A 25,398-nucleotide genomic window follows, 5' to 3' on the forward strand; every position below is an offset into this window, starting at 1 on the left:
GCGGGGGAATCCGGGGGAGAAAGCTCGTTCAACGCAGAAATCCGTCGTCAACTGTTCTGAAGCGCAGCCCGGCGCATTGCCAGGCGGGTGGCCGCAAGGTCCCAGCCCCCCCATCCGCAGGATTTGAACAGCACCGGCACCTGCGGGCGCAGCCATTGCTCGCGCACCACCTGCTCCAGCGTGGGCAGGGCGGCCACGTCCATGCCCGCCTGCAGCAGATCACCGGCTTCGTGCAGCGCATCTGCGGTATCGACGACGACGCGGCCCGCCTGCGCAAGGCCCAGGCACAGGCGGGGCGCCAGCTCCACCATCTGCGGCGTGAAGGCGCCCACGGCCGAGACGAAGGCATCGGCGCGCGGGGCTGCATGCAGCACCACGGCGCGGGCCGGCGTGCAGGTCACGATCAGCGGGCAATGGCGCGCGGCGGCCTCCAGATCCTGCACGGCACTGGCCTGCAGGCCCATGGCATGCGCCTGGCTGACCAGTGACTGGGCGCTCTCGGCGCTGCGCGATGCCACCTGGACCTCGCGCACGCCCAGGCCTTCTGCAAAGGCCTGCATATGGGCCAGGCCCTGCACGCCGGCGCCCACGATCAGCAGCGGGCCCTGCGGATTGGGAGCCAGCCTTTGCGCGGCCAGCAGCGATACGGCGGCCGTGCGCCGCGCCGTGACCGTGGGGCCGTCCAGGATCAGGCGGCGCTCGCCCGTGGCCACATCGAAGACCACCACATCGCCCTGGATGGTGGCGCGCGGCGTGCCGGCATTGCCGGGCGTGAGGCTGATCAGCTTGGTCATGGCCACCTGCCCATCGGTGGCGGGCATGCAAAACAGGCTGCCTCCTGCGGGCAGTGGCATCACGATGCGCGGCGGCACCTGCACTGCCCGGGGCTGCAGCAGTACAGCCGCGATCTCTTCGGCCAGCTCCTTCCAGGGCAGCAGGGCGGCGGTGGCCTGCGCGTCTAGGGCGGCGGAGGAGTGCGTGCTGGAATGGCTCATGGCCGCGACTGTACACAGTAGGCGCGCGCAGGCCAATGCGCGATGTGTCCGGTGGTGCACCCAGGCCCGCGCGGGCTTGCGCAGGCACTACGATGTCGCCTATGTCACAAAAGCCTTCTTATCCGCGCGAGGAGCCCAGCTGGGACGGTTCGGCGCGGCCCGAAGCTCCCCGCAAGGAATCGGCCCCGCGCTACGAGCAGCAGCGGCGCGGGCCCGCGCCCGAACCGTGGCAGCGCGAGGAGCCTCCCAGCGAACAGGCACCTGCGCCCCGCAGGCCCGGCGAGCCTGCACGCGAGCGGCGCAGGCGCGGCGGATGGGGGCTGGGCCTGGCGGTCGTCGTCGGCCTGTGCATCGTCGCCGCGCTGCTGGCCGGCATGGTGCTGGTGGCGCGCGAGCAGGTACTGCGCAGCCAGGCGCCGCCCGTCACTGCCCCCATGGCGGTGCAGCCCGTGCGCTGATACACGCCGTATCATTGCCGGGACTGCGGACGCTGCGGCCCCGCAGGTTCCGACGTAATATCGCCGCCCGATGCTGCAGGCCGCAGCACAGATCCAGGAGCGAACACCATGAGATGGGAAGGCAACCGCGAGTCGGACAATGTGGAGGACCGCCGTGATGACGGTGGTGGTGGCGGTGGTGGTCCCGTCTTTGGCGGGCGCAGCATCGGCATCGGCACCATCGTCATCGCCCTGGTCGGTGGCTGGGTGCTGGGCATCAATCCGCTGACCATCCTGGGGGCGCTCAGCGGCGGCGCGCCGGTGCAGGTGCAGCAGCCCCAGGGGCCGGCCCACAAGCCGCCGGCCGACGACCAGCTCGCCCGCTTCGTCTCCACCGTGCTGGCCGATACCGAGGATGTGTGGCGCGAGGTGTTCCGCCAGGGCGGAGCCCAATATGCCGATCCCAAGCTCGTGCTGTTCCGCGGCGCCACGCCCACGGCCTGCGGCACGGGCCAGTCCGCCATGGGGCCGTTCTACTGCCCTGCCGACCAGAAGGTCTATATCGACCTGGGCTTCTACGAGACGCTCAAGAACCAGCTGGGCGCGCCCGGCGATTTCGCCCAGGCCTATGTGATTGCCCATGAGGTGGGCCACCACGTGCAGAACCTGCTGGGCATCAGCGCTCAGGTGGACCGTGCGCGGGGCCGCGTCAGCAAGGTCGAATACAACCATCTGTCGGTCAAGCTGGAGCTGCAGGCCGATTGCCTGGCCGGCGTCTGGGCGAACCGCGCGCAAAGCGCACGCCAGATCCTGGAGCAGGGCGATGTGGAGTCGGCCATGAATGCCGCTTCCAAGATCGGCGACGACGCCCTGCAGCGCGCCGGTGGCGGCGCCGTCGTGCCCGACAGCTTCACGCATGGCACCAGTGCCCAGCGCCAGCGCTGGTTCAGCACCGGTCTGCGCACCGGCAGCGTCAAGTCCTGCGACACTTTCTCGGCCGCTTCGCTTTGAAAAATGACCCCCGAGGGGCGCTGTCCCGTCTCGAGGCGGTGTCCCGGCGATGAAAAAATGCCCGCATAGCGGGCCCTCGTACCGGGTTTTTGCGGGTTGCGCTCACGCAACGCCATGCTTGTCCAGGTGCCAATTGGCGTTATTGCAACGCACAAATCGCGCTAGGTGCGACAATAGCGTCCTCAATGACAAGCTCTTTCTCCAATCTCCAACTGGCCGAGTCCCTGGCGCGCGCCGTGGCCGACATGGGCTACGAGTCCATGACGCCCATCCAGGCGCAGGCCATTCCGGTTGTTCTGACCGGCAAGGATGTCATGGGCGCAGCCCAGACCGGCACGGGCAAGACGGCAGCGTTCTCGCTGCCGTTGCTGCAGCGGCTGATGCGCCACGAAAATGCCTCCGCTTCGCCTGCACGGCACCCCGTGCGGGCGTTGGTGCTTTTGCCCACGCGCGAACTGGCGGACCAGGTGGCTCAGCAGATCGCCCAGTACGCCAAGTACACCAAGCTGCGCAGCACCGTGGTGTTCGGCGGCATGGACATGAAACCGCAGACGCTGGAACTGAAAAAGGGCGTCGAGGTGCTGGTGGCCACGCCGGGCCGGCTGCTTGACCATATCGAAGCCAAGAACGTGGTGCTCAACCAGGTCGAGTACGTGGTGCTCGACGAGGCGGACCGCATGCTGGACATCGGCTTCCTGCCCGACCTGCAGCGCATCCTGTCCCATCTGCCCAAGACACGCACCACCTTGCTGTTCAGCGCCACCTTCTCGCCCGAGATCAAGCGCCTGGCCGGCAGCTACCTGCAAGACCCCGTCACCATCGAAGTGGCCCGTCCCAACGAGACGGCGTCCACGGTGGAGCAGCGCTTCTACAGCGTCAGCGACGACGACAAGCGCTATGCGCTGCGTTCGCTGCTCAAGCAGCGCGAGATCCGCCAGGCCTTCGTCTTTTCCAACAGCAAGCTGGGCTGCGCCCGCCTGACGCGTGCCCTGGAGCGTGATGGCCTGCGCGCAACGGCGCTGCACGGCGACAAGAGCCAGGACGAGCGCCTGAAGGCGCTTGAAGCCTTCAAGCGCGGCGAGGTCGATCTGCTGGTGTGTACCGATGTCGCGGCCCGCGGCCTGGACATCAAGGACGTGCCGGCCGTCTTCAACTACGACGTGCCCTTCAACGCCGAAGACTATGTGCACCGCATCGGCCGCACGGGCCGCGCAGGCGCCTCCGGCATTGCCGTGACCCTGGTGACCAGCCACGATGCGCGCCTGGTGGGCGAGATCGAGAAGCTCATCAAGAAGAAGATCAACGTCGAAACCTGCCCCATGGAAGATTTCCGCGGCAGCGCACCGCGTGGTCACCGTTTCGACGAGCTGCCGCGCCAAGGCGCTGGCGGCGGGTACGGTCGTGAACGGGATCGCGGTGGCGAGCGTGGCGATCGCGGTGCCGATGCAGCACGGGGCAGCACGGGCTTCGGCCATCGCGTCTCGCGCATGGCCCAGCGCCCGGCGCATTCCGACCCCTTCTTCGACAAGCCCTATGAGCCTTCGGCCAGCGCCGACGCCAACTGGGAAAGCCAGCGCGCTGCGCCCAAGGCCGGCGGCAACATCAAGCCCAAGCGCAAGCTGGCGGCGCTGTTCAAGGCACCGGTCGCGCCCGCCGCGCCCGTCGCCACCTCCGAGGTCTGAGCGCCGCACACGCGGCCTGCTTCCCGAATAACGCCTGCCTTGCAGGCGTTTTTCATGGGTGCACGGGCTGCTCCCGATCAGCCTGGGGCCTGGGCCTGCGGGCAATCCACCTGGATCAGCTCCCTGTCCACCAGATGGTCGCCGAAGCGCATCATGCTCAGGCAGCCACCCCAGACGCAGCCCGTGTCCAGCGCCACCAGATCGGGCCGGTTGATATGGCCCAGCGTGGACCAGTGGCCAAAGGCAATGGGCACGCCCGCCGTGGCGCGGCCCGGCACATCGAACCAGGGCATGAGTCCTGGCGCCGCCTGCTCTGCCGACTCCGTGCTGTCGAAATCCATGACCCCCTGAGCGCTGCAAAAACGCAGCCGGGTCAGCGCGTTGACGATGACACGCAGCCGTTCCCAGCCCTGCAGATCCGGCGACCAGCGATCGGGCTGGTTGCCGTACATGGCTTGCAGGAAATCCGGCAATTGCGCGCTGCGAAGTACCGTGTGCACCTCGCCTGCAAGGTCCATCACTTCCTGGGCGGTCCACTGCGGCAGCACGCCTGCGTGGACCATCAGCAGCTCATCGCCATGCACCGTGCGGTGGCTGCGCGCCAGCGGCTGCTGTCGCAGCCAGTCCAGCAGCTGGTCACGATCGGGCGCTTGCAGCACCTGGGCCAAGGTGTCGCGGCGGCTGTTGCGGCGCACGCCGTGGGCGGCGGCCAGCAGGTGCAGGTCATGGTTGCCCAGCAGGGCGCGCATGGAGTCGCCGGCGGCCATGCAGGTGCGCAGTACCTTGTCCGATGCCGGGCCGCGATTCACCAGGTCGCCGAGGATGTACAAGGTATCGCGGCTGGCGGAGAAATCCACGCGTTGCAGCAGGCGCTCAAAGGCGTCGTGGCATCCCTGGATATCACCGATACAGTAAAGTGCCATGGTCTTCTTTCTGATATACGAACCATGGATTTTCTGCTGATCGCGTTGCTTACGCTGCTCAATGGGGTGTTTGCAATGTCCGAATTGGCACTGGCCTCCAGCCGCAAGGCTCGGTTGGTGGCACTGGCTGAAACAGGCGACAAGGGAGCGGTGGCGGCACTGGCCTTGCTCGACAACCCCACGCAATTTCTTTCTTCGGTGCAGGTGGGCATCACCTCCATCGGCCTGCTCAACGGTATCCTGGGTGAGGCGGCCTTCAGCGACGGACTGGCCGCATGGCTGCTGGGCCTGGGCGTTCCAGAGCGCGCAGCCAGCATTTCGGCAACGGCAGTCGTCGTGACCGTGATCACCTTCGTCACCATCGTTTTCGGCGAGCTGGTGCCCAAGCGCATCGGCCAGCTCTATCCCGAAACCGTGGCCATCGTGGTCTCGCGGCCCATGACGTGGGTGGCGTCGGCAGCCAAGCCTTTTGTGCGGCTGCTGGCCTTCTCCACCCGCGCCATGCTGACCTTGCTGCGCATCAATGAATCGGCGGCACGCTCCGTGACCGAGGAGGAGATCGCGGCCAGCCTTGCCGAGGGCCGCGATGCCGGCGTCATCGAGGCCAGCGAACACCAGATGGTGCAGAACGTCTTCCATCTCGATGACCGCTCGCTGACGTCGATCATGGTGCCGCGCGGCGATGTGCAATGGCTGGATGCCGACATGACCGTCACCGAGGCATTGCAGGCCTCGGCCGATGACCACGCAAAGGGCGGCCATTCCTGGTATCCGGTGTGCCGCAATTCCCTTGATGACGTGGTCGGCATCATCAGCGTGGCGCGCCTGCTGGCATTGGGTCCCGATGCGGCGGGCTCCACGCTCTACGAGCATGTGCTGCCGGCCTCGTTCCTGCCCGAGACGCTCAGCGCCATGGAACTGCTGGAGCAATTGCGTGCCCGATCCGGGCGCATGGTGTTCGTGGTGGATGAATATGGCGTGGTGCAGGGCATCATGACGCCGCGCGATTTGCTGGAGGCGATTACCGGCGAGTTACAGCCTGTGACCGAAACGGAAGCATGGGCCATGCAGCGTGGGGATGGCTCCTGGTTATTGGACGGGCTGATGCCCATATCGGAGCTGAAGGCGCGCCTCGATATTCGTGACCTGCCCGATGAGCACCGTGGCCGATACAACACCGTTGCCGGCCTTCTCATGGCGGAAAGCGGTCATTTGCCGGTTCTGGGAGAGCGGATCAGCTGCGCGGGCTGGATCTTCGAGGTGATTGATCTCGATGGCAAACGCATTGACAAGGTGCTTGCCATTTCGGAATTATCCGAAGGGTCCTCGCTGCAATAGGCAACTGCGATATTGTGGATTTTGCTTACATGCGTCTTGCCCTGTAGGGCGATTATGTTTTTATAATGAAAGCTCTTAAACAACTTTCAAGGCGCACACCATGAGCTCTTACAAGGAATTGCTGAAGCAGCGACAGGAACTGGAGCAACAGATCCAGGAAGCGCGCAAGCGTGAACTGTCTGACGCCGTGGGCAAGGTTCGCAATTTGATTGCCGAATATGGCCTGACTGCGGATGACGTCTTTCCTTCGGCTCGTGGTCGCGGCAATGCGGGTGCAACGGGCACCAAGGTGGCGCCCAAGTACCGTGATCCCGCCACTGGCCAGACCTGGACCGGACGCGGCAAGCCGCCGAAGTGGATTCAGAATCAGGACCGCGAAAAGTTCGTCATCTGATTTTTCCATCGCGCATGTTGAAAGAGCCCGCCTTGTGCGGGCTTTTTTCATTGGCACGGCCATTTGTCAAAAATTGACTCGGTTGAGAATGACTATCATGCGCTGTGCAAAGCGTGGGCCTGTGCACGGACATTGCGCGGCGGCGATGCCAGGGGCGATTTCTGGCGGTAACGCAAAATGCACGGTGCCAGTGATGCACCTTGCGGCAGTTTGGAGCATGCGAGGTGGGTGTTTCCGGGTCTTGGCGTCTCAACGCATGGCGGATGCATGCGTGTTTCAGACAAATCCGATGATTTTTTGATTTTCTTCAGTGGTGGCCGACTTGAATATCCAGGCACCAGCCACCATGGGCGAAGGCAGGGGCACAATACGCGCATGAACAAGCAGGTGTTGATTGCCGGCGGCGGCATTGGTGGCTTGGCCGCCGCCATCGGTGCGTCGCGGGCGGGTTGGGAAGTGCGTCTTTTCGAGCAGGCGCCCGCGCTCAGTGAAGTGGGCGCCGGAATCCAGATCGGTCCGAATGTCGTGCGGCGGCTTCAGGCCTGGGGCCTGCAAAAACCGCTGCAACAGGTGGTGGCGCTGCCGGGCAGCCTGCGCGTGCGCAGCGCAGTCACCGGGCAGGAATTGGCGCACATGCCCTTGGGCAGCGAGTCCGTGCAACGCTATGGCGCAGCCTACGCCACCATCCACCGGGCCGATCTGCAGCAATTGCTGCGGGAAGCCGCTCAGACTTATCCGGGCATGCACCTGAACCTGGGCCAGCCCATCGAGAGCTTTTCCGAGACTGACGGCGTGGTCACCGTGCGAACCCAGGCCGGCAAGCTGATCGAAGGCGATGCCCTGGTTGCCGCCGACGGCGTGCGCAGCGTCCTGCGCCAGCAGCTGCTGGGCGACGGCCCGCCGCGTGTCACCGGGCACCTGGCCTACCGCGCCCTGGTGCACCAGGCCCAGTTGCCCAAGCGGCTGCGGGCCACTGATGTCACGGCCTGGCTGGGCTCGCGCATGCATGCCATCCAGTACCCCGTGCGCCGGGGCGAGCTGCAGAACCTGGTGGTCATCGTCCAGGGCCCGGCGCCCGAGGACCTGGCGAACTGGGACCACGCGGGCAATCTCGATGATCTGGTGCGGGTGCTGCAGGGCAGCTGCCCGCACCTGCTGGACCTGGTCCAGCATGTGCCTGCCGCTGGCGGTGACTGGCGGCTGTGGCCGGTGGGGGACCGCCCGCCTGTGCAATCGGCCGCGCAGATGGCGCGCGGCGTGGTGGCGCTGCTGGGCGATGCCGCCCACCCCATGCGCCCCTATCTGGCCCAGGGCGCCGGCATGGCGATTGAAGATGCAGCGGAGCTGCAGCGCGCCCTGTCCATGCATGACCTGGATGTGAACATGCGCCTGCGCCGCTACGCGCTCAATCGCTGGCAGCGCAATGCGCGCGTGCAGGCGCGTTCGCAGCGCAACGGCCGCATCTTCCATGCCACGGGTCCGGTGCGCTGGGGGCGTGACCTGTCGCTGCGCCTGCTGGGCTCCAGGCTGATGGATCTGCCCTGGCTGTACCGTGGCGATGGCTCGGCCGCCAACGCCTTGTAGAGGCACAGACTCCGGCCGCTAGGCGGCGGATGCCTGGCGCAGCAGCGGCGAGGAGGGCAGGAAACGGAACGCGGTCGACGCGCCCACCAGCGTGGCTGCAATCGAGATCATCACGGCCTTGTAGGGCTCCACGCCCCAGGCCTCGGCCCAGGCCGCCACCCAGCCCGTGAACCATTGCACCAGGGCCACGCCCAGGAACATGGCCATGGTGAACAGCGACAGCGCGCGGCCGGTCATCTCTGGGGGGTAGGAAGCGCGCACATCGGCGTACTGCAGCACCGAATAGCCCGACAGCAGGCCCATGGCGAAGATCAGCGCCACATTGGTCCAGCCATGGTGCAAAAAGGCCATGAGCATGAACAGGCTGCCCATGAGCAGCGAGTAATTGGTGAGCCAACGCCGGCGCCGCCCTGGGCCGGGGTCCATGCGCCCGAAAATCGCGGGGCTGAACAGCGAGATCATCGATACGACCAGCGCCACATTGCCGCTTTCCACCAGCGAAAAGCCATAGCGATGGATGAGCAGCGGCCCCAGCCAAAGGCCGCGCAGCGCCAGAAACGATGCATAGCAGGCCATGGCCAGCAGGACGATACCCAGGGTGTGCGGCAGCGTGAACAGCTCGGCCATGCGGCGTGCCGCCACTCCCCAGCTTTCCCGTGCGGCGGTCTGTGCTCCGCGGCGGGCGGGCTCGTGCACGCGCCACCAGATCAGCAGCCAGGACAGGGCCGACATCACGGCCAGCAGCGCAAAGCCCGAGCGCCAGCCGAAATGCTGGACCAGCCAGGCCAGCGGCGTGCCTGTGAACAGCAGCCCCAAGCCGCCCACGCCCATGCCCACGCCCGACAGAAAGGCGAAGCGGTCCATGGGAAAGTGGCGCGAGATGAACATGGTGCAGGCCAGGAAGGCCGGCGAGCAGCCCACGCCGATCAGCAACTGGCCCACCATCAGCCAGCCGTAATTGGGTGCGGCGGCGGACAGTGCCGATCCCGCGATCGCCAGCGGAAACGACAGCAGCACCGTGCGGCGCAGGCCGTAGAGATCCATGCCGATGCCCATGAGCAGCTGGGCCACGCCGAAGGACAGTCCGAACAGGCCCGCAAAGGCCCCCAGCGACTGGGCCGTAAGCCCGAAATCCTGCTGCAGGCCGGTCGCCATGACCGAGGTCGTGGTGCGAAAGGCCTGGCTCAGCGCAAAGGCCGAGAGCAGGGCCAGCAGCATGGCCCACAGCAGCTGGCTGCGTGGCGGCGGTGCTGCGGTGGAGGTCTGCGAAGCCTCTGTGTGTGTGTTGTTGTGTGGGGGCTGTTGCGGCGCTGCGGACACGGTATTTCTCCTGGCGCCGCAGCTTACCCGTTTGCGCGCATGCGCGCTGTCGCCACCGCAGCGGTCTGCCGTCGGTGGCGCCCGCCAGTTCTTACAGCGCGGTGCGCAGCGCCCAGATTTCGGGGAACAGCACCACGTCCAGCATCTTGCGCAGGTAGCTGACGCCGCCGGTGCCGCCCGTGCCGCGCTTGAAGCCGATGACGCGCTCCACAGTCGTCAGATGGCGGAAGCGCCACAGGCGGAAGGCGTCCTCGATGTCGGCCAGCTTTTCGCCGAGCTGGTACAGGTCCCAGTGCTGGTGGGGATCGCGGTAGACCGTGATCCAGGCCTGCTTGACGCCTTCGCTGGCCTCGTAGGGCTGGGTCCAGTCGCGCTCCAGCCGGTCGGCGGGCACCTCGATGCCCTCGCGCGCCAGCAGTTGCAGGGACACGTCGTAGAGCGAGGGCGAGCGCCATGCCGCCTCCACCTGGGCCAGCAGATCGGGCCGGTGGGCATGGGGCTGGAGCATGGCGGCATTCTTGTTGCCCAGGGAGAACTCGATGCAGCGGTACTGGTAGCTCTGGAAGCCGCTGGAGTTGGCCAGGTAGGGACGCATGGCCGTGTACTCGGGCGGCGTCATGGTGGACAGCACGGTCCAGGCGCTGACCAGTTGCTCCATGATGCGGCTCACGCGGGCCAGCATCTTGAAGGCGTCGGCGCGCGTGCCGCCTGCGATGGCGGCCGTGGCGGCTCGGACCTCATGCAGCATCAGCTTCATCCACAGCTCGCTGGTCTGGTGCTGGATGATGAACAGCATCTCGTCATGCGCGGGCGACAGCGGGTGCTGTGCCGTGAGGATCTGGTCCAGGTGCAGGTAGTCGCCATAGCTCATGGACTGGCTGAAGTCCAGCTGGGCGCGCTCCTCTTTGACGATGGATTCGGTGCGGCCGGGGCTGTTCATGGGACAGCCGGAGTGTTCGGTGGTCATGTGGGAGTCTCGCAAGTCTCGATGCGGAAAATGCAGGGCGCAGCGTAACCGAATCCCGCGCAGCAATCCTGCGGCTTGCAAGAAGCGGGATGCGCGCCCGCGCCGGGCTGCGTAGAGTAGGGCATCCGATGATCCTGAAAGACATGCCGTGTCCCACCAAGCCATGAATCAAGCCAGCGATGCCCCTGCCAACCCCGCTGCCCTGGTGGCCCGATGCTGCCGCTGGCTGGAGACCGAGGAGCCGCCCCCCGCCCTGGGCGCGCTGGCAGAACGCTCGGGGCTGAGCCCCTGGCAGCTGCACCGATTGTTCAAGCAGGCCACGGGCCTCACGCCCAAGGCCTATGCCAAGGCGCACCGCGCGCGTGCGCTGCGCCAGGCGCTGCAGCCAGGCCAGAGCGACTCGGTCACCGATGCCGCCTACCTCAGCGGCTATGCGGCCAGCAGCAGTTTCTACCGCGACGCAGGCGCCATGCTGGGCATGGCGCCCGGTGACTACCGGCGCGGCGGCATGCGCCAGACCATCCGCTTTGCGGTGGCCGAATGCACGCTGGGCAGCATCCTGGTGGCCAGCACCGATCGCGGCGTGTGCTGCGTGCTGCTGGGCGACGATGCCGAGGCCCTGGTCCAGGACCTGCAGCAGCGCTTTCCGCTGGCCGAACTGGTGGGCGGCGATGCCGGATTCGAGCACACCGTGGCCCAGGTCGTGGCCCTGGTCGAGCAGCCGCGCCGGGGCCTGGCACTGCCGCTGGATGTGCAGGGCACGGCCTTCCAGCAGCGCGTATGGCAGGCGCTGTGCGCCATTCCCGCCGGGCAGACGCTGAGCTATTCGGAACTGGCCCTGCGCCTGGGCATGCCCACGGGTGCCCGGGCCGTGGCCAGCGCCGTCGCGGCCAACCCCATTGCCGTGGCCGTGCCCTGCCACCGCGTGGTGCGCAACGACGGCAGCATCTCCGGCTACCGCTGGGGCGTGGAGCGCAAGCGCGCCCTGCTGCTGCGCGAGGCGCGCCAGGCGCAGGAGGCGTCTGGCAAGGACGCTGGGCACGCACCGCTGCGCCAGGCAGGAAGCGCATGAGCGGGCAAGGACAAGGGCCAGGGCAAGGGCGTGGCACCGGCCAGACCTACCAGGCGCAGCAGCAACTGACGCTGCCGGCCGGCTACCGCATGACCGAGTTCTGGGGCTTTCACCGGCGCGATGCCCAGCGCCTGTCCGAATGCGATCTGCAGGATGGCGGCACCATCCGCATGCACAAGGGCCTGATGTGGAAAGGCCTTCCCACGCTGCTCACCCTGGAGCTGACGCAGCAGTGCGAAGAGGCGGCCGTGGTCCAGGCCCGATGGCACCTGCCCGCCGATGCGGGCGCAATCACCGGCATGGACGATGTGCTGGCCGCCATGCTGCGGCGCATGTTCGGACTGTCCCAGGATGTGGGGGAGTTCGAGCGCCGCTTTGGCCGCCATGAGCGGCTGGGACCGCTGCTGGCGCGCCAGCGGGGCCTGCATGTGCCCGCGGCCTGCACGCCCTGGGAGGCGCTGAGCTGGGCCGTCATCGGGCAGCAGATCAGCGTGGCGGCAGCCGTGTCGCTGCGCCGCCGCCTGATCGCTGCAGCCGGCCAGCCGGTGGCGCTGCACGATGGCCATGCCGACGCGCCGCAGCAGCTGTGGTGCATGCCGGAGGCCGCGCAGGTGGCGCAGCTGAGCGAGGACGACTTGCGCGCGGCCGGCTTTTCCCGAAGCAAGACCCATACGCTGCGCCTGCTGGCGCATGCCGTGCAGGCGGGCGAACTGCCGCTGGACGATTGGGCCGCCATGCCCGAGCTGCCCGCCAGCGAGATCAGCCGGCGGCTGCTGGCCCTCAAGGGCGTCGGCCCGTGGACCGTGAACTACATGCTGCTGCGCGGCTATGGCCACCTGGACGGCCCGTTGCACGGCGATGTGGCCGTGCGCCGCGCCCTGGCGCGGCTGCTGGAGACGGAATCCGTGGACGCCGCGCAGACCGAGTTGTGGCTGCGGGACTTCGCGCCCTGGCGCGCCCTGGTCGCGGCCCATCTCTGGGCCTCGCTGTCGTCGACGGCGTTCTGAAGGGCTGGCTCCAGGCTTCAGGTCACCGCATTGACGCGGTTGAACTCCGGCTTGCGCCATTCGCCCGATTCCAGCACCTGGCGCAGGTGCTCCACGGCATGCCAGACATCTTCGAATCCCACGTACAGCGGCGTGAAGCCGAAGCGCAGGATGTCCTTGTGCAGGCCCGTGCCGTCGCCCTTGCGGAAGTCGCCGATCACGCCGCGCGCGATCAGCGCCTGCACGATGGCATAGGCGCCGCTGTCCTTGCCGTCCACGCCCAGCCCTTCCTCGCGCGTGAGGCAGACCTGGGAGCCGCGCCGGCCGTGCTCGCGCGGCGTGGCCAGGCCCAGGCCGTGGCCCTGGCAGCGTTCCTCGACCAGGGCGATGAACAGGTCGGTCAGCGCCAGCGACTTGTTGCGCAGCGCGTCCATGCCGCCCAGCGGCTCCACGGCCGTGAACACGTCCAGGCCGCACTGCAGCACGCTCAGGCTGACCATGGGCTGGGTGCCGCACAGGTAGCGCTGTATGCCCTGGGCCGGGTGGTAGTCCGGCACAAACTTGAAAGGCTCGGCATGGCCGAACCAGCCCGACAGCGGCTGCCAGAAGCGGTTGATCAGGCGCGGATGGGCCCAGACAAAGGCCGGCGCACCGGGGCCGCCGTTGAGGTACTTGTAGCTGCAGCCGATGGCGAAGTCGGCATTCGCGCCCTTGAGATCGACAGGCACGGCGCCCGCGCTGTGGCACAGGTCCCAGACGCAGAGAATGCCCTTGCCCTGCGCGGCAGCCGTCACGGCAGCCATGTCGTGCATGGCGCCCGTGCGGTAGTTCACATGGGTGAGCATGCAGATGGCGACCTCGTCGGTCAGCGCACCGGCAATCTCCTCGGGTTCGAGCAGCACCAGCTCCAGGCCGTATTCCTGGCAGACCGACTGGGCGATGTAGAGGTCGGTGGGGAAGTTGCTGCGCTCGCTGATCAGGCGCTTGCGCTGCGGAGCGTCCTCGCGCGCGATGCGGGCCGCAGCCGTCAGCACCTTGTAGAGGTTGATGGAGGCCGTGTCGGTGAACACCAGCTCGCCCGCGCCCACGCCCAGCCAGGGGGCGAACTGGTCGCCCAGGCGCTGGGGCAGGCTGATCCAGCCGGCGTCGTTCCACGAGCGGATCAGGCCCTGGGCCCATTCCTGCTGCACCACCTCGGCCACGCGCGCGGCGGCGGCGCGGGGGCTGGCGCCCAGCGAATTGCCGTCAAGGTAGATCACGCCTTCGGGCAGCGTGAATTGGTCGCGCAGGGCGCGCAGCGGGTCTTGCGCATCGAGGGTGAGGCAGTCTTGCAGGCTCGTCACGGGGTCTCCTTGGGTATGGAAAAGGCGAAAGGCGAAAGGTGCGGCCCGGGAATCAGGCCAGGGCACGCAGCACGGCGCGCACGGGCGAGGCATCGGCCTCGACCAGCTTGAGCGGCAGGGCGATGAGCTCGTAGTCGCCCTCGGGCACCTCGTCCAGCACCAGGTTCTCCAGCACGCGCAGGCCGCGCCGGCGGATCACCTGGTGGCTGTCCAGGCTCTTGCTGCTGGCCGGGTCGATGCTGGCCGTGTCTATGCCGATGAGCTTCACGCCCAGGTCGGCCAGACGCTCGACCGTGGCCGGTGCATAGGCTGCCAGTTCCTGGTCCCAGGTGGTGGGGGCGCGCTCGTAGGTGCGCACCAGCACGCGTGCCGGAAGATGCTCCACGGCGTGGGCGATGTGCTCCCATTCGACCAGCGGTCCCTTGCCGATGGCGTGGATCACGCGGCAGGGGCCGAGGAAGGCGTCGAGATCCACGTTGCCGATGGATGCCCCGTCGGCGTCATAGTGCAGCGGTGCATCGGCATGCGCTCCCACATGGGGCGACAGCGTGATGGCGCTGACATTGACCGGGCAGCCCGGCCCGATGGTGGCGCACCATTGCTGGCTGTAGGCCGTGTCGCCGGGAAAGACGGGGCTGGCGGCCTGCACGGCCGGGGAGATGTCCCAGAGTCTGCGGGTCATGGTTTCACTCCTTCGGGGCGGTTCGGGCGGCCTGTGCGCGCGGCCGGTACCACAGCGCATACACCAGGGCCAGCAGGCCCAGGAAGGGCAGGCCCGTGAGCAGCGTCATGTGGAAGACCTCGGTGAAATAGGTGGTGACGATCACGCCCAGCATCAGCGCGGCGCCGGCCAGCGTGAACAGCGGATAGCCCCACATGCGGAACTGCAGGCGCTGGCCCGGATGCTCGCGCGACCAGCGCGCGCGGAAAAACAGATGGGTCACGAAGATCATGAACCAGGTGAACATGGCGCCGAACATGGACACGGACATCATCCACAGCAGCGAGCCTTCGGGCTTCCACAGGTTCACGGCCACGGCCACGGCAATGCCCAGGCAGGAGATGGCAATCGCCGCCACGGGCACGCCGCGGCTGTTCAGCCGCCCGAACACCGAGGGCGCATAGCCACCGCGCGACAGGCTGAACATCATGCGCGAGGTCACATACAGCTGGCTGTTCATGGCCGACAGCGCGGCCACCAGCACCACGAAGTTGATGATGCTGGCAGCGCCCGGGATGCCGATGATCTCCATCACCTTCACGAAGGGGCTCTTGTCCGTGCCGGCCTGCTGCCAGGGCACGATGGCCAGCATCAGCGCCAGCGTCAGCAGGTAGAAGATCACCAGGCGCGCCATGGTGGTGCGAAAGGCCCGGGTGATGGCGCGCTTGGGGTCCTCGGCCTCGCCGGCCGCCACGGCCACGGCCTCCAGGCTCAGGTAGCTGAAGATGGCGATGATCACGGCCACCCAGGTGCCCCACAGGCCCTTGGGGAAGAAGCCGCCATCGGCCGTGTAGTTGAAAAAGCCGATGCCCTGGGGCTGCGAGCCGAACACCACCCAGGCGCCGATCAGGATGAAGGCCACGATGGCGATGATCTTGACCATGGAAAAGCCGTACTCCACCTGGCCGAAGGCCTTGACGCTGCTGGCGTTGACGGCCACCAGCGCGCCCGAGAACACCACCACCCAGATCCAGCGCGGCACGTCGGGGAACCAGTAGCCCATGTAGATGCCTATGGCCGTCACCTCCATGCCCACGGCTAGCACCACGGCGGCCCAGTAGGCATAGCGGACCATGAAGCCGGCCATCGGGCTGATGTAGTGCTCGGCATAGGCGCCGAACGAGCCCGAGGTCGGATGGGCCACCGTCATCTCAGCCAGGCAGCCCATGAGCAGCAGCGAGATCAGCGCGCCGATGGCGTAGCTGACCAGCACGCTGGGGCCGGCGAATCCGATGGCGAAGGCGCTGCCCATGAAAAGGCCGGTGCCTATGGCGCCTCCGATGGCGATCATCACCATCTGGGCGGCGGACAGCTGCTGGCGCAGGCCGGTTTCTCGTTGCTGAATGTCTTGGAAGGCGGCCATGGTGCGCGGCGGTTGGGGGCTGAAAGCGGAAGGCGTAAGTATCTGCGCTTTCACCGCCGGCCCCGGGCTGGCCGCTGCAAAACCATGGGAGGGTCCGGCCCAGATGCGGTCGGCTCAGGTGTGGCCGGCTCAGGTGCGGCCGACCCAGGTACCGGCTCAGGCGCCGCGTGCGTAGCAGCCCGGTGTCAGCGCATGGTGGGCCTTGAAGGCGCGCTGCAGGTGCGCCTGGTCGGCAAAGCCCATGGCATAGGCGGCCTCGGACAGCGCTGCGCCCGTGGCCAGCAGGCGGCGCGCGCCGTTGATGCGCAAGTTCAGGCGGTAGCTGCCAGGCGTCATGCCCGTGGCCGCCTTGAAGCGGCGGATGAAGCGCGTGGCGCTCATGCCGCATTCCTGGGCCAGAGACTGCACGGTCAGGCCCGCATCGGGCCCCGCATGCAGGCGCTGCAGTGCGGGGGCCAGGGCCGCCGCATCGCCGGGCAGGGGCAAGGCTGCGGGCTGGGCACAGCGGTCCAGCAGGTGCTCCAGGCCCAGGGCCAGGCGGTCGGCGGCCGCCGTGCCATCGACGGGGCGGCACAGGCCATCCACCAGGCTGGCGATGTCCGCATCCGTGAGCGTGCGCCGGGGAAAGCGCAGCGCGGCCACGCCCAGCCGCGCGTGCAGCCAGTCGGCATCGACAAACAGCATGCGGTAGGACCACGGCGCGCCGGGGTCGGGATTGCAGGCATGCCAGGCGCCGGGCTCGATCAGCACCACGCCGCCCGCTTCCACAGGCTGCGGGCCGTGGGCATGGTGGAACACGGTACGGCCCGCGTCCACGATGCCGATCGAGTACTCGGCATGCATGTGCAGCCGAAAGCAATGCGGCGAGCGCGCACTGTCGCGCAGCTCGGCCCAGGGGGCGGCCGGATGGCGGTGGAAGCGGTGGGGAGAGGTTGAAGTCATGGCGGCCAGCCATCATGCCAGCATGGCCGCCACGCTGGCGACCAGCAGCAGGGCCAGCAGGCGGTGGAACAGGCGCTGGCGGCGTTCGGTGCGCAGCCAGCCCGAAAGCAGCTGCCCCAGCAGCGCCCAGCTGCCGACCCCCACCAGGCAGGCCAGCAGCGAAATGGCGCAAAACTGCAGGAGCGCCCACGGCGCATTCGCGTGGGGCAGCACGAACAGGCCCACGCCGGCCAGCGCCACCAGCCAGGCCTTGGGGTTGAGCGTCTGCACGGCCGTGCCCTGCAACAGCGCTTGCAGCAAGGCCTGCAGCGTGCGCTGCGATCCGGCCTGCTGCTGCGCACCGGCCTGGCCCACAGGCGCGTTGGCCAGCCGCCAGGCCAGCCACAGCAGATAGGTGGCGCACAGCCACTGTGCGGCCGTGGACAGCTGCGGCAGCGTCTGCAGCAGCCACTGTGCGCCCTGGCCCATGACCCAGACCACGGCCGCATAGCTGGCGCTGGCGCCCAGCACATAGGCGGCAGAGACCAGACGCGAGCGGGCTGCGCCGTGGCGCAGGGCCAGCACATTGACGGGGCCTGGCGTGATGGCGCCCACGAGGGTGAAGACGCCCATGGCGAGCAGCGAGGAGGACATGAGATTTCGCGCGGACGCAGGACTGCACAAGGCACGCAGTCTCGTCCCGCACGCCGGCCCTGTATTGAACGCAATTGCGGGGCGCCGGCATGTCCGTCACAGCCTCTAGGGGAGCATGGCGTAGGCCACGATCTCCAGCTTCATGCCCGGCACCACCAGCGCCGAAATCCCCATGCTGGAGCGGTTGGGATAAGGCGCCTCGAAGAACTCGCGGTACACGGCGTCGATGGCCGGCATGTCGGCCACGTCGGTCATGTAGATCAGCACCTGGGTCACATGCGCCAGCGTGCCGCCTGCGGCCTGCAGCGCGTTGAGCAGGTTGGTGAAGGTCAGGCGCGCCTGCTGTTCGATGGGGCCGGTGTCGATGCTGCCGTCGGGCCGCACGGGGCCGTGGGCCGTGAACAGCATCTGGCCGCTGGCCTTGACGGCCCAGGAGAAGGGCTGCTTGAGCGGCGGCAGTCCCACGTCGATGATTTGCTTCATGGATTTCCTTGTGTTTTGACTACATGCGAAGGCATGGTGTTCTTGCGCCGGAAACTTGGCGCGGCCCATCGGCGGACGCCGAGCAAGGGCCTAGGCCGGCCGCGCCGCCCCGCAGCGATGGTGTCGTCCCGCGCCCGCGCAGCGAGAGCGGGGGAAGCGGCAAAGCCGCTCAGGGGTCACAGTTTCGTTCTCACGGACCAGATTTCGGGGAACAGCACCACGTCCAGCATCTTGCGCAAATAGCTGACGCCGCCCGTGCCACCCGTGCCGCGCTTGAAGCCGATGACGCGCTCCACCGTGGTCACATGGCGAAAGCGCCACAGGCGGAAGGCGTCCTCGATGTCAGCCAACTTTTCGCCGAGCTGGTACAGGTCCCAGTGCGACTGCGGGTCGCGGTAGACCTGCGCCCAGGCGGCCTCGACCTCGGGGCTGGCCGTGTAGGGCTGGGTCCAGTCGCGTTCCAGGTGCCCGGCAGGAATGGCCAGGCCCTGGCGTGCCAGCAGGCGCAGGGCCTCGTCATAGAGCGAGGGCGCTCGCCATGCGGCCTCCACCCGCGCCAGCAGGTCCGGGCGGTGGGCATGGGGCTGGAGCATGGCGGCGTTCTTGTTGCCCAGCGCGAACTCGATGCAGCGGTACTGGTAGCTCTGGAAGCCGCTGGAGCTGGCGAGATACGGGCGCATGGCCGTGTACTCGGTAGGCGTCATGGTGGCCAGCACGGACCAGGCGCCCACCAGCTGCTCCATGATGCGGCTCACGCGGGCCAGCATCTTGAAGGCATCGGCATGGCGGTCGGCCGCCACGGCGGCCGTGGCCGCGCCCAGCTCGTGCAGCATCAGCTTCATCCACAGCTCGCTGGTCTGGTGCTGGATGATGAACAGCAGCTCGTCATGCGTGGGCGACAGCAGTTGCTGTGCGCCCAGGATGGCGTCCAGCTGCAGGTAGTCGCCATAGCTCATGGACTGGCTGAAATCCAGCTGCGCCCTTTCCTCGGCGACGATGCGCTCGGTCAGGCCGCCATGGACGGGGCAGCCGCTCATTGCGGCGACTCCAGCACCGTGGCAATGGCGTCGGCCACGTACTGCACGTTGGCGCCGGACAGGCCCGACATGCACATGCGGCCCGAGCGGATCAGGTACACGCCATGCTCGTCGCGCAGGCGGTGGACCTGGGGCTCGGTGATGCCTGTGTAGCTGAACATGCCGCGCTGGGTCAGCAGGAAGCCGAAGTCGCGCCGCTCGCCAAAGCGCTCCTGCAGCGCGCTGTGCAGCTGGGCGCGCATGTCCTTGATGCGCCCGCGCATCTGCGCCAGCTCCTGCGCCCATTGGGCGCTCAGCTCGGGCGATGCCAGCACCTGCTGCACCAGGCGTGCGCCACGGGTGGGTGGCGAGGAATAGTTGCTGCGCACCGTGGCCTTGAGTTGGCCCAGCACATTGCCGGCCGTGGACGCGTCGTTGCAGACCACGCTGAGGCCGCCCACGCGTTCGCCATACAGCGAGAAGTTCTTGGAAAACGAATTGGCCACGAAGGCCTGGGCGCCCGCGTCGGCCAGGGCGCGCACGGACCAGGCGTCTTCATCGAGCCCATCGCCAAAGCCCTGGTAGGCCATGTCCACAAAGGGGATCAGGCCGCGCTCCACGATCACCGGGATCAGTTGCTGCCACTGCTCGCGCGACAGGTCCACGCCCGTGGGGTTGTGGCAGCTGGCATGCAGCAGCACCACGCTGCCCGAGGGCAGTTCGCGTAGCGTCTGCAGCATGGCGTCGAAGCGCAGGCTGCCCGTGGCCGCGTCGTAGTAGGGATAGCTGTGGGTGCGCAGTCCCGCGCCCTGAAAGATGGCCAGGTGGTTGTCCCAGGTGGGATCGCTGAGCCAGACCTCGGCGCCGGGGAAATAGTGCTGGATGAAGTCCGCGCCCAGCTTGAGCGCGCCCGAGCCGCCCAGGGTCTGCACGGTGGCGATGCGCTGCGTGCGCACGGCCTCGTGCTGCGCGCCGAACACCAGGTCCTGCACCAGCTGGCGGTAGGGAGCAATGCCTTCGATGGGCAGGTAGCCGCTGGGGCTTTGCTCGCGGGCCAGGGCATCGCCGGCCTGGCGCACGCAGTCCAGCACGGGCAGGCGGCCGGCCTCGTCGAAATACAGGCCGATGCTCAGGCTGACCTTGTCGGCGCGTGGGTCCTGCTGGAAGGCCTCCATCAGCGACAGGATGGGATCTCCGGGGTAGGGAGGGACGTGGCTGAACATCGAGGCGCGGGCGGTATCGAGGGGGGCAAGAGTCGTCATGTGTCTAAGGCAGAGAGAGAAACGGGAGGCCGGATGTCACCGGGCGGGAACCTGGGCTTGGGTGGATGTTGGGGTCTGGGTTGGGGTCTGAGGGGAGGGCTGGCCGGCCGGCCGGCGATACCAGATGGCGTAGACGGCGGCCAGCAGCAGCAAAAAGGGCAGGCCCGTGAGCACGGTCAGGCGGAACACGTCGGTGAACAGCGTGGACACCAGGGCGGCCAGCATCAGCGCCGCGCCCAGCAGCGTCAGCACCGGAAAGCCCCACATGCGAAAGGCCAGCGGCTTGTTGCCCTGGCGCACCCAGTGGATGCGGAAGAACAGGTGGGTCACGAAAATCATGAACCACGTGAACATGGCGCCGAACATGGCCACGGCCATCATCAGCATGAAGGACTGCTCGGGATTGATGATGTTGAACAGCGTGGCCACGGCAATGCCCAGGCAGGACAGCAGCAGCGCCGGCAGCGGCACGCCGCGCGAGTTCACGCGGCCCAGCACGGCGGGCGCATGGCCGGCGCGCGAGAGGCTGAACATCATGCGGGTGGTGATGTACAGCTGGCTGTTCATGGCCGACAGGGCGGCCACCAGCACCACGAAATTGACCACGCTGGCCGCGCCGGGCAGGCCGATGATCTCCATCACCTTGACGAAGGGGCTGCCCTCCTTGCCGGCGGCCGACCACGGCACGATGGCCAGCATCAGCGCGATCGTGGCCAGGTAGAACACCACCAGGCGCACCATGGTGGAGCGGAAGGCGCTGGTGACGGCGCGCTGCGGGTCCTTGGCCTCGCCGGCGGCCACCGCGATCATCTCGATGCTCAGGTAGCTGAAGATGGCGATGATCACGCCCACCCAGGTCCCCCACAGGCCGTTGGGGAAGAAGCCGCCGTTGTTGACGTAGTTGGCAAAGCCCACGCCGTCCGGACGGGCGCCGAACACCACCCAGGCGCCGACCACGATAAAGGCCGCGATGGCGATGATCTTGATCATGGAGAAGCTGTACTCCACGGCGCCGAAGGCCTTGACGCTCATCATGTTCACGCCGATGAGCGCGCCCGAGAAGATCACCACCCAGGCCCAGCGCGGCACCTCGGGGAACCAGTAGCCCATGTACAGGCCCACGGCCGTCACCTCGGTGCCCACGGCCAGCACCACGCAGGCCCAGTAGGCATAGCGGACCATGAAGCCGGCCATCGGGCTGATGTAGTGCTCGGCATAGGCGCCGAACGAGCCCGAGGTCGGGTGGGCCACCGTCATCTCGGCCAGGCAGCCCATGAGCAGCAGCGAGATCACTGCGCCGATGGCATAGCTGATCAGCACGCTGGGCCCGGCAAAGCCGATGGCAAAGCCGCTGCCCAGGAACAGGCCGGTGCCGACGGCACCGCCGATGGCGATCATGGTCATCTGTCCGGCGGACAGCTGCTGTTTGAGTCCGGCTTCGCGCTGGACGATGTCTTCGAAGGCTGGCATGGGTTGTTGTCTCCGTTGCTGTGGGGGGCTTCGGAGGCGGATGCTATGGACGGCCTTCGCGGGGCGTTTAGTAGTTATCCCTAAATCGACTTGATCTTGGATAAGTTATTCTGTGAAACATGAATTCATAGGTGGTTTATGCCAATCGACATCGACAGAACGGACCGGCTGCTGATCCGCGCCCTGCAGGACAACGCGCGGCTGACCTCGGGGGAGCTGGCGCAGCGTGTGCATTTGTCGCAGTCACCGTCATGGCGGCGCATCAAGCGGCTGGAGGACGAGGGCGTGATCACCGGCTACCACGCCGCACTGAGCCGGCGCGCCATAGGCTTTGGCGTGCTGGCCTTCGTGATGGTGGGCATAGACCACCAGAACGAGGAGTCCTCGCGCCATTTCCAGGAAGCGGTCTGCGCCATTCCCGAGGTCGTGATGTTCCATGGCATCTCGGGGCCGGAGGACTTCCTGCTGGTCGTCGTGGCGCGCGATCTCGACGCCTATTCCGATCTGCTGCTCAGCCGCCTGCACCGGCTGCCCGGCGTGCGCCAGGTGCACACGCATTTCTCGCTGCAGGAATTCAAGGGACAGCTGGCGGGGCTGCCGGTGGAATGACGGCTGGTGGCGCCTGGCAGGCTGCTAGAGCAGGCCGCTGTCCAGCGCCTGCATGCCATGGCGCACGCGCACGCGGTTGCAGGCATCGCTGCCGGCGGCGAACTCGCGGCAGGGCGAGGGGCGCCATTCATAGATGCCGCAATGGGCCTTCTCGCCCACCTTGCCGACCAGGGCCGCGCAGCGGGGACGCGCCCAGTCGGTTCCGCGCATGCGGCAGGTGTGGTCGGTGACTTCCTCGGCCAGCCCGGCTGGCACGCGGCCGCCCTGCGCCTGCGACTCGTGCACGGAAAAGTCCACGCGAAACGATGCGCAGCAGGCGCCGCAGCTCAGGCAGGGATGGGTCATGGCGTGGGGAGGGGAGTGCGCAAAGGCCGTGTCGGCGTCGGCCGCCATTGTGCCGCGCGCCGCCCGCCTGGGCCCGCCAGGGGGCAAAGCCGGGAACGCAAAACCCTGTCCCGCACTCCGATACCATGCGCGGTCCCGCCGCCCGGGTTCGATCAAAATCAAAATGAGAATAAAAATCAATTGATACAACACGCCATGCATTCGATGAACCCCGCGACGGACGCTGCGGCTCCGTCCACGCTGTCCGCGCCTCCCATGTCCTCCTCTGCTGCCGTTGCCGCCGTTGCTGCCACCACGGCCATCACCCTTGATGCCCTGCCCCGCCAGGTATCGGCGCGCGTGGTCGAGCTCCATGCCGCACGCGATGCCAGCGAGCAGGAACTGCTGCTGCGGCTCATGGAGATCGGCTTTCTGCCCGGCGAGCCCGTGCGCATCCTGGCCGCGGGCTTTCCGGGCGACGACCCGCTGGCCGTGCGCGTGGGCCAGACCACGTTCGCTTTGCGCCGCCATGAGGCGGCCCTGGTGCGCGTGGCGCCGGAGGCGGTGGCATGAGCGCGTCGTCCTCTCCCAAACTCATCCAGCCGCTGCAGCCTGCCCAGGGCGGCGGCGGCAGCGGTGATTCCGCACTGCGCCTGGCCTTGCTGGGCAACCCCAACTGCGGCAAGACGGCGCTGTTCAACCTGCTGACCGGCGCACGCCAGAAGGTGGCCAACTACGCGGGCGTGACCGTTGAGCGCAAGGAAGGCTGGCTGAGCACGGCCAGCGGCCGGCGCGTGCGCGTGCTGGACCTGCCGGGCACCTACAGCCTGCACGCCCACAGCGAGGATGAGCGCATCACGCGCGACATCGTCTCGGGTCGCCATGCGCGCGAGGCGCCGCCCGAACTGCTGGTCTGCGTCACCGACGCCACCCATCTGCGCCTGAACCTGCGCCTGGTGCTGGAGGCCCAGCGCCTGGGCCTGCCCATGTTGCTGGTGCTCAACATGAGCGACATGGCCAGGCGCCAGGGCATCGATATCGACCGCGAGGCGCTGTCACGCGCCCTGGGCATGCCTGTGCTGTCCACGGTGGGCGTGCGCCAGGACGGCGCGCGCGAACTGCTGCAATGGCTGGACGGCCCCGAAGCCCGCGCCCTGGCGGCGCCGCAGCTGCAGGCCCCGGCCCGCCCGGGCGATGCGCGCGAGCAGGTGCTGGCCCTGCACCAGCAGGTGGCCCGCATCATGGCCGACTGCGTCAAGGAGCCCGTGGTGGACACCCGGCGCGACGACCGCATCGACGCCGTGGTGCTGCACCCGCTGTGGGGCATGCTGCTGCTGGCGGCCACGCTGTTCCTGATGTTCCAGGCCGTGTTCAGCTGGGCGCAGCCGCTGATGGATGGCATCGAGGGCGGCGTTTCGGCCGTCTCGGCTCTGGTCAACGAGCACATGCCCGAAGGCGCGCTGCGCAGCCTGCTGGCCGATGGCGTGATCGCCGGCACGGGCGCCGTGCTGGTCTTCCTGCCGCAGATCCTGATCCTGTTCCTGTTCATCCTTGCACTCGAGGATTCGGGCTACCTGCCGCGTGCCGCCTTTTTGCTGGACCGCATCATGGGCAAGGTCGGCCTGTCGGGCCGCTCCTTCATTCCGCTGCTGTCCAGCTTCGCCTGCGCCGTGCCCGGCATCATGGCCACGCGCTCCATCACCAGCTGGCGCGACCGCCTGGTGACCATCATGATCGCGCCGCTGATGACCTGCTCGGCGCGCCTGCCGGTCTATGCGCTGCTGATCAGCGCCTTCATTCCCGAGCGCACGGTGGGCGGCATCTTCAACCTGCAGGGCCTGGTGCTGTTCGCGCTGTACGTGGCCGGCATCGCCAGCGCCATGGCCGTGGCCGGCGTGGCCAAGCTGGTGGGCCGCAGCGCCGGCCCCACGCCGCTGCTGATGGAGCTGCCCTCCTACCGCTGGCCCAGCCCGCGCAGCCTGGCCCTGGGCCTGTACGAGCGCGCCATGATCTTCCTGCGCCGCGTCGGCGGCATCATCCTGACCGTGAGCATCGTGCTGTGGTTCCTGGCCAGCTACCCGGCGCCGCCCGATGGCGTCACCGAAGCGGCCATCCGCTACAGCTTTGCAGGCCGCATCGGCGGCTGGCTGGAGGTGGTGCTGGCGCCGATCGGCTTCAACTGGCAGATCGCCATCGCCCTGGTGCCCGGCATGGCCGCGCGCGAAGTGGCCGTCAGTGCCATGGGCACGGTCTATGCACTGTCCGCTGCCAGCGACGAGGCCATGGCCGAGCAGCTGGGGCCGCTGATCGCCCATACCTGGTCCCTGGCCACGGCGCTGTCGCTGCTGGCCTGGTTCGTGTTCGCGCCCCAGTGCATTTCCACGCTGGCGGCCGTGCGGCGCGAGACCAATGGCTGGCGCTATCCGCTGCTGATGACGGGCTACCTGTTCGCGCTGGCCTACCTGGCCAGCTTCATCACCTACCGCGTGGCCCTCGCGCTGGGAGCGGGCTGAGGAGGGCCTT

General features: G+C 67.7%; 25 protein-coding genes. 11 read left to right on the forward strand and 14 right to left on the reverse strand.

The genetic code is table 11. From position 1 onward, the window contains the following. Positions 1 to 47: 47 nt before the first annotated feature. Positions 48 to 995 (reverse strand): delta(1)-pyrroline-2-carboxylate reductase family protein, encoded by a 948-nt coding sequence (locus GRX31_RS13295; protein WP_160853124.1) that lies wholly within the window; start codon positions 993 to 995, stop codon positions 48 to 50. Between the two features lie 101 nt (positions 996 to 1,096). Here GRX31_RS13295 and GRX31_RS13300 point away from each other — a divergent pair, with 101 nt between their 5' ends. The 3 genes from GRX31_RS13300 to GRX31_RS13310 all read left to right on the forward strand — a co-directional run bounded on the left by GRX31_RS13300 (position 1,097) and on the right by GRX31_RS13310 (position 4,125). After that, positions 1,097 to 1,453, forward strand: coding sequence for a hypothetical protein (locus tag GRX31_RS13300; RefSeq protein ID WP_227472599.1), 357 nt, complete (start codon positions 1,097 to 1,099; stop codon positions 1,451 to 1,453). Positions 1,454 to 1,561: 108 nt separating this feature from the next. Next, positions 1,562 to 2,443 (forward strand): KPN_02809 family neutral zinc metallopeptidase, encoded by an 882-nt coding sequence (gene ypfJ, locus GRX31_RS13305; RefSeq protein ID WP_016449008.1) that lies wholly within the window; start codon positions 1,562 to 1,564, stop codon positions 2,441 to 2,443. 185 nt (positions 2,444 to 2,628) lie between these two features. Beyond that, complete coding sequence (locus tag GRX31_RS13310; protein ID WP_160853126.1) at positions 2,629 to 4,125, forward strand: DEAD/DEAH box helicase; 1,497 nt, start codon at positions 2,629 to 2,631, stop codon at positions 4,123 to 4,125. Positions 4,126 to 4,202: 77 nt separating this feature from the next. Here GRX31_RS13310 and GRX31_RS13315 read toward each other — a convergent pair whose 3' ends face one another. Then, the gene (locus GRX31_RS13315) at positions 4,203 to 5,048 is read right to left on the reverse strand and encodes a symmetrical bis(5'-nucleosyl)-tetraphosphatase (protein ID WP_016452605.1); all 846 of its coding nucleotides are present in this window, start codon (positions 5,046 to 5,048) and stop codon (positions 4,203 to 4,205) included. 24 nt (positions 5,049 to 5,072) lie between these two features. On the opposite strand from GRX31_RS13315, the gene GRX31_RS13320 reads away from it, so the two are divergent. From GRX31_RS13320 to GRX31_RS13330, 3 genes are all read left to right on the forward strand, one after another. Beyond that, on the forward strand, positions 5,073 to 6,386 hold the full coding sequence (locus GRX31_RS13320) for a hemolysin family protein (RefSeq protein ID WP_016449005.1): 1,314 nt from the start codon (positions 5,073 to 5,075) through the stop codon (positions 6,384 to 6,386). A gap of 100 nt (positions 6,387 to 6,486) precedes the next feature. After that, complete coding sequence (locus GRX31_RS13325) at positions 6,487 to 6,780, forward strand: H-NS histone family protein (protein WP_016449004.1); 294 nt, start codon at positions 6,487 to 6,489, stop codon at positions 6,778 to 6,780. Between the two features lie 375 nt (positions 6,781 to 7,155). After that, positions 7,156 to 8,364 carry an FAD-dependent monooxygenase gene (locus tag GRX31_RS13330; RefSeq protein WP_160853128.1) on the forward strand — a complete coding sequence of 403 codons (1,209 nt, stop codon included), beginning with the start codon at positions 7,156 to 7,158 and terminating at the stop codon, positions 8,362 to 8,364. An 18-nt stretch (positions 8,365 to 8,382) separates the two neighbouring features. On the opposite strand, the gene GRX31_RS13335 is transcribed toward GRX31_RS13330, so the two are convergent. Together GRX31_RS13335 and kynA (GRX31_RS13340) are read right to left on the reverse strand one after the other, a co-directional pair. Beyond that, positions 8,383 to 9,684 carry an MFS transporter gene (locus GRX31_RS13335; protein ID WP_160853130.1) on the reverse strand — a complete coding sequence of 434 codons (1,302 nt, stop codon included), beginning with the start codon at positions 9,682 to 9,684 and terminating at the stop codon, positions 8,383 to 8,385. A 91-nt stretch (positions 9,685 to 9,775) separates the two neighbouring features. Next, entirely contained in the window at positions 9,776 to 10,651 is an 876-nt protein-coding gene (gene kynA / locus GRX31_RS13340; RefSeq protein ID WP_160853132.1) for a tryptophan 2,3-dioxygenase, read from the reverse strand. A gap of 163 nt (positions 10,652 to 10,814) precedes the next feature. On the opposite strand from kynA (GRX31_RS13340), the gene ada reads away from it, so the two are divergent. Next, entirely contained in the window at positions 10,815 to 11,723 is a 909-nt protein-coding gene (gene ada / locus GRX31_RS13345; protein WP_016449000.1) for a bifunctional DNA-binding transcriptional regulator/O6-methylguanine-DNA methyltransferase Ada, read from the forward strand. Beyond that, the gene (locus GRX31_RS13350) at positions 11,720 to 12,730 is read left to right on the forward strand and encodes a DNA-3-methyladenine glycosylase family protein (protein WP_160853134.1); all 1,011 of its coding nucleotides are present in this window, start codon (positions 11,720 to 11,722) and stop codon (positions 12,728 to 12,730) included. Before ada ends, GRX31_RS13350 begins: the two co-directional genes overlap by 4 nt. Positions 12,731 to 12,747: 17 nt before the next feature. On the opposite strand, the gene kynU is transcribed toward GRX31_RS13350, so the two are convergent. The 9 genes from kynU to GRX31_RS13395 all read right to left on the reverse strand — a co-directional run bounded on the left by kynU (position 12,748) and on the right by GRX31_RS13395 (position 21,942). Then, on the reverse strand, positions 12,748 to 14,052 hold the full coding sequence (gene kynU / locus GRX31_RS13355; RefSeq protein ID WP_016448998.1) for a kynureninase: 1,305 nt from the start codon (positions 14,050 to 14,052) through the stop codon (positions 12,748 to 12,750). Positions 14,053 to 14,104: 52 nt separating this feature from the next. Further along, positions 14,105 to 14,734 carry an arylformamidase gene (gene kynB / locus GRX31_RS13360; protein ID WP_160853136.1) on the reverse strand — a complete coding sequence of 210 codons (630 nt, stop codon included), beginning with the start codon at positions 14,732 to 14,734 and terminating at the stop codon, positions 14,105 to 14,107. A gap of 4 nt (positions 14,735 to 14,738) precedes the next feature. After that, complete coding sequence (locus GRX31_RS13365; RefSeq protein WP_016448996.1) at positions 14,739 to 16,136, reverse strand: amino acid permease; 1,398 nt, start codon at positions 16,134 to 16,136, stop codon at positions 14,739 to 14,741. Positions 16,137 to 16,292: 156 nt separating this feature from the next. Next, positions 16,293 to 17,078, reverse strand: a complete 786-nt coding sequence (locus GRX31_RS13370) for a helix-turn-helix domain-containing protein (protein ID WP_012204090.1) — start codon at positions 17,076 to 17,078, stop codon at positions 16,293 to 16,295. 12 nt (positions 17,079 to 17,090) lie between these two features. Beyond that, positions 17,091 to 17,711 carry a LysE family translocator gene (locus GRX31_RS13375; RefSeq protein WP_160853138.1) on the reverse strand — a complete coding sequence of 207 codons (621 nt, stop codon included), beginning with the start codon at positions 17,709 to 17,711 and terminating at the stop codon, positions 17,091 to 17,093. A 105-nt stretch (positions 17,712 to 17,816) separates the two neighbouring features. Next, on the reverse strand, positions 17,817 to 18,194 hold the full coding sequence (locus tag GRX31_RS13380; RefSeq protein WP_160853140.1) for a RidA family protein: 378 nt from the start codon (positions 18,192 to 18,194) through the stop codon (positions 17,817 to 17,819). A gap of 176 nt (positions 18,195 to 18,370) precedes the next feature. Beyond that, positions 18,371 to 19,231 carry a tryptophan 2,3-dioxygenase gene (gene kynA / locus GRX31_RS13385; RefSeq protein WP_046238767.1) on the reverse strand — a complete coding sequence of 287 codons (861 nt, stop codon included), beginning with the start codon at positions 19,229 to 19,231 and terminating at the stop codon, positions 18,371 to 18,373. After that, positions 19,228 to 20,433 carry an amino acid aminotransferase gene (locus GRX31_RS13390; protein ID WP_202396580.1) on the reverse strand — a complete coding sequence of 402 codons (1,206 nt, stop codon included), beginning with the start codon at positions 20,431 to 20,433 and terminating at the stop codon, positions 19,228 to 19,230. The genes kynA (GRX31_RS13385) and GRX31_RS13390 overlap by 4 nt, the downstream gene beginning before the upstream one ends. Before the next feature lie 75 nt (positions 20,434 to 20,508). After that, positions 20,509 to 21,942, reverse strand: coding sequence for an amino acid permease (locus GRX31_RS13395; protein WP_034365342.1), 1,434 nt, complete (start codon positions 21,940 to 21,942; stop codon positions 20,509 to 20,511). Positions 21,943 to 22,080: 138 nt separating this feature from the next. Between GRX31_RS13395 and GRX31_RS13400 the strand changes: the two genes are divergently transcribed. Then, a complete protein-coding gene (locus tag GRX31_RS13400) occupies positions 22,081 to 22,551 on the forward strand; it encodes an Lrp/AsnC family transcriptional regulator (protein ID WP_016448991.1) in 471 nt (156 codons plus the stop codon). Between the two features lie 24 nt (positions 22,552 to 22,575). Here GRX31_RS13400 and GRX31_RS13405 read toward each other — a convergent pair whose 3' ends face one another. Continuing rightward, complete coding sequence (locus GRX31_RS13405; protein WP_026062772.1) at positions 22,576 to 22,896, reverse strand: YkgJ family cysteine cluster protein; 321 nt, start codon at positions 22,894 to 22,896, stop codon at positions 22,576 to 22,578. A gap of 195 nt (positions 22,897 to 23,091) precedes the next feature. Between GRX31_RS13405 and GRX31_RS13410 the strand changes: the two genes are divergently transcribed. Both GRX31_RS13410 and feoB read left to right on the forward strand, forming a co-directional pair. Continuing rightward, positions 23,092 to 23,448 carry a FeoA family protein gene (locus GRX31_RS13410; protein WP_016448989.1) on the forward strand — a complete coding sequence of 119 codons (357 nt, stop codon included), beginning with the start codon at positions 23,092 to 23,094 and terminating at the stop codon, positions 23,446 to 23,448. Beyond that, positions 23,445 to 25,388 (forward strand): ferrous iron transporter B, encoded by a 1,944-nt coding sequence (feoB, locus tag GRX31_RS13415; RefSeq protein WP_016448988.1) that lies wholly within the window; start codon positions 23,445 to 23,447, stop codon positions 25,386 to 25,388. Before GRX31_RS13410 ends, feoB begins: the two co-directional genes overlap by 4 nt. The last annotated feature ends 10 nt before the right edge of the window (positions 25,389 to 25,398 follow it).

It is taken from the genome of Delftia sp. CH05 (assembly GCF_009827015.1).
In the GTDB taxonomy this organism is placed as follows: Bacteria; Pseudomonadota; Gammaproteobacteria; order Burkholderiales; family Burkholderiaceae_C; genus Comamonas; species Comamonas tsuruhatensis.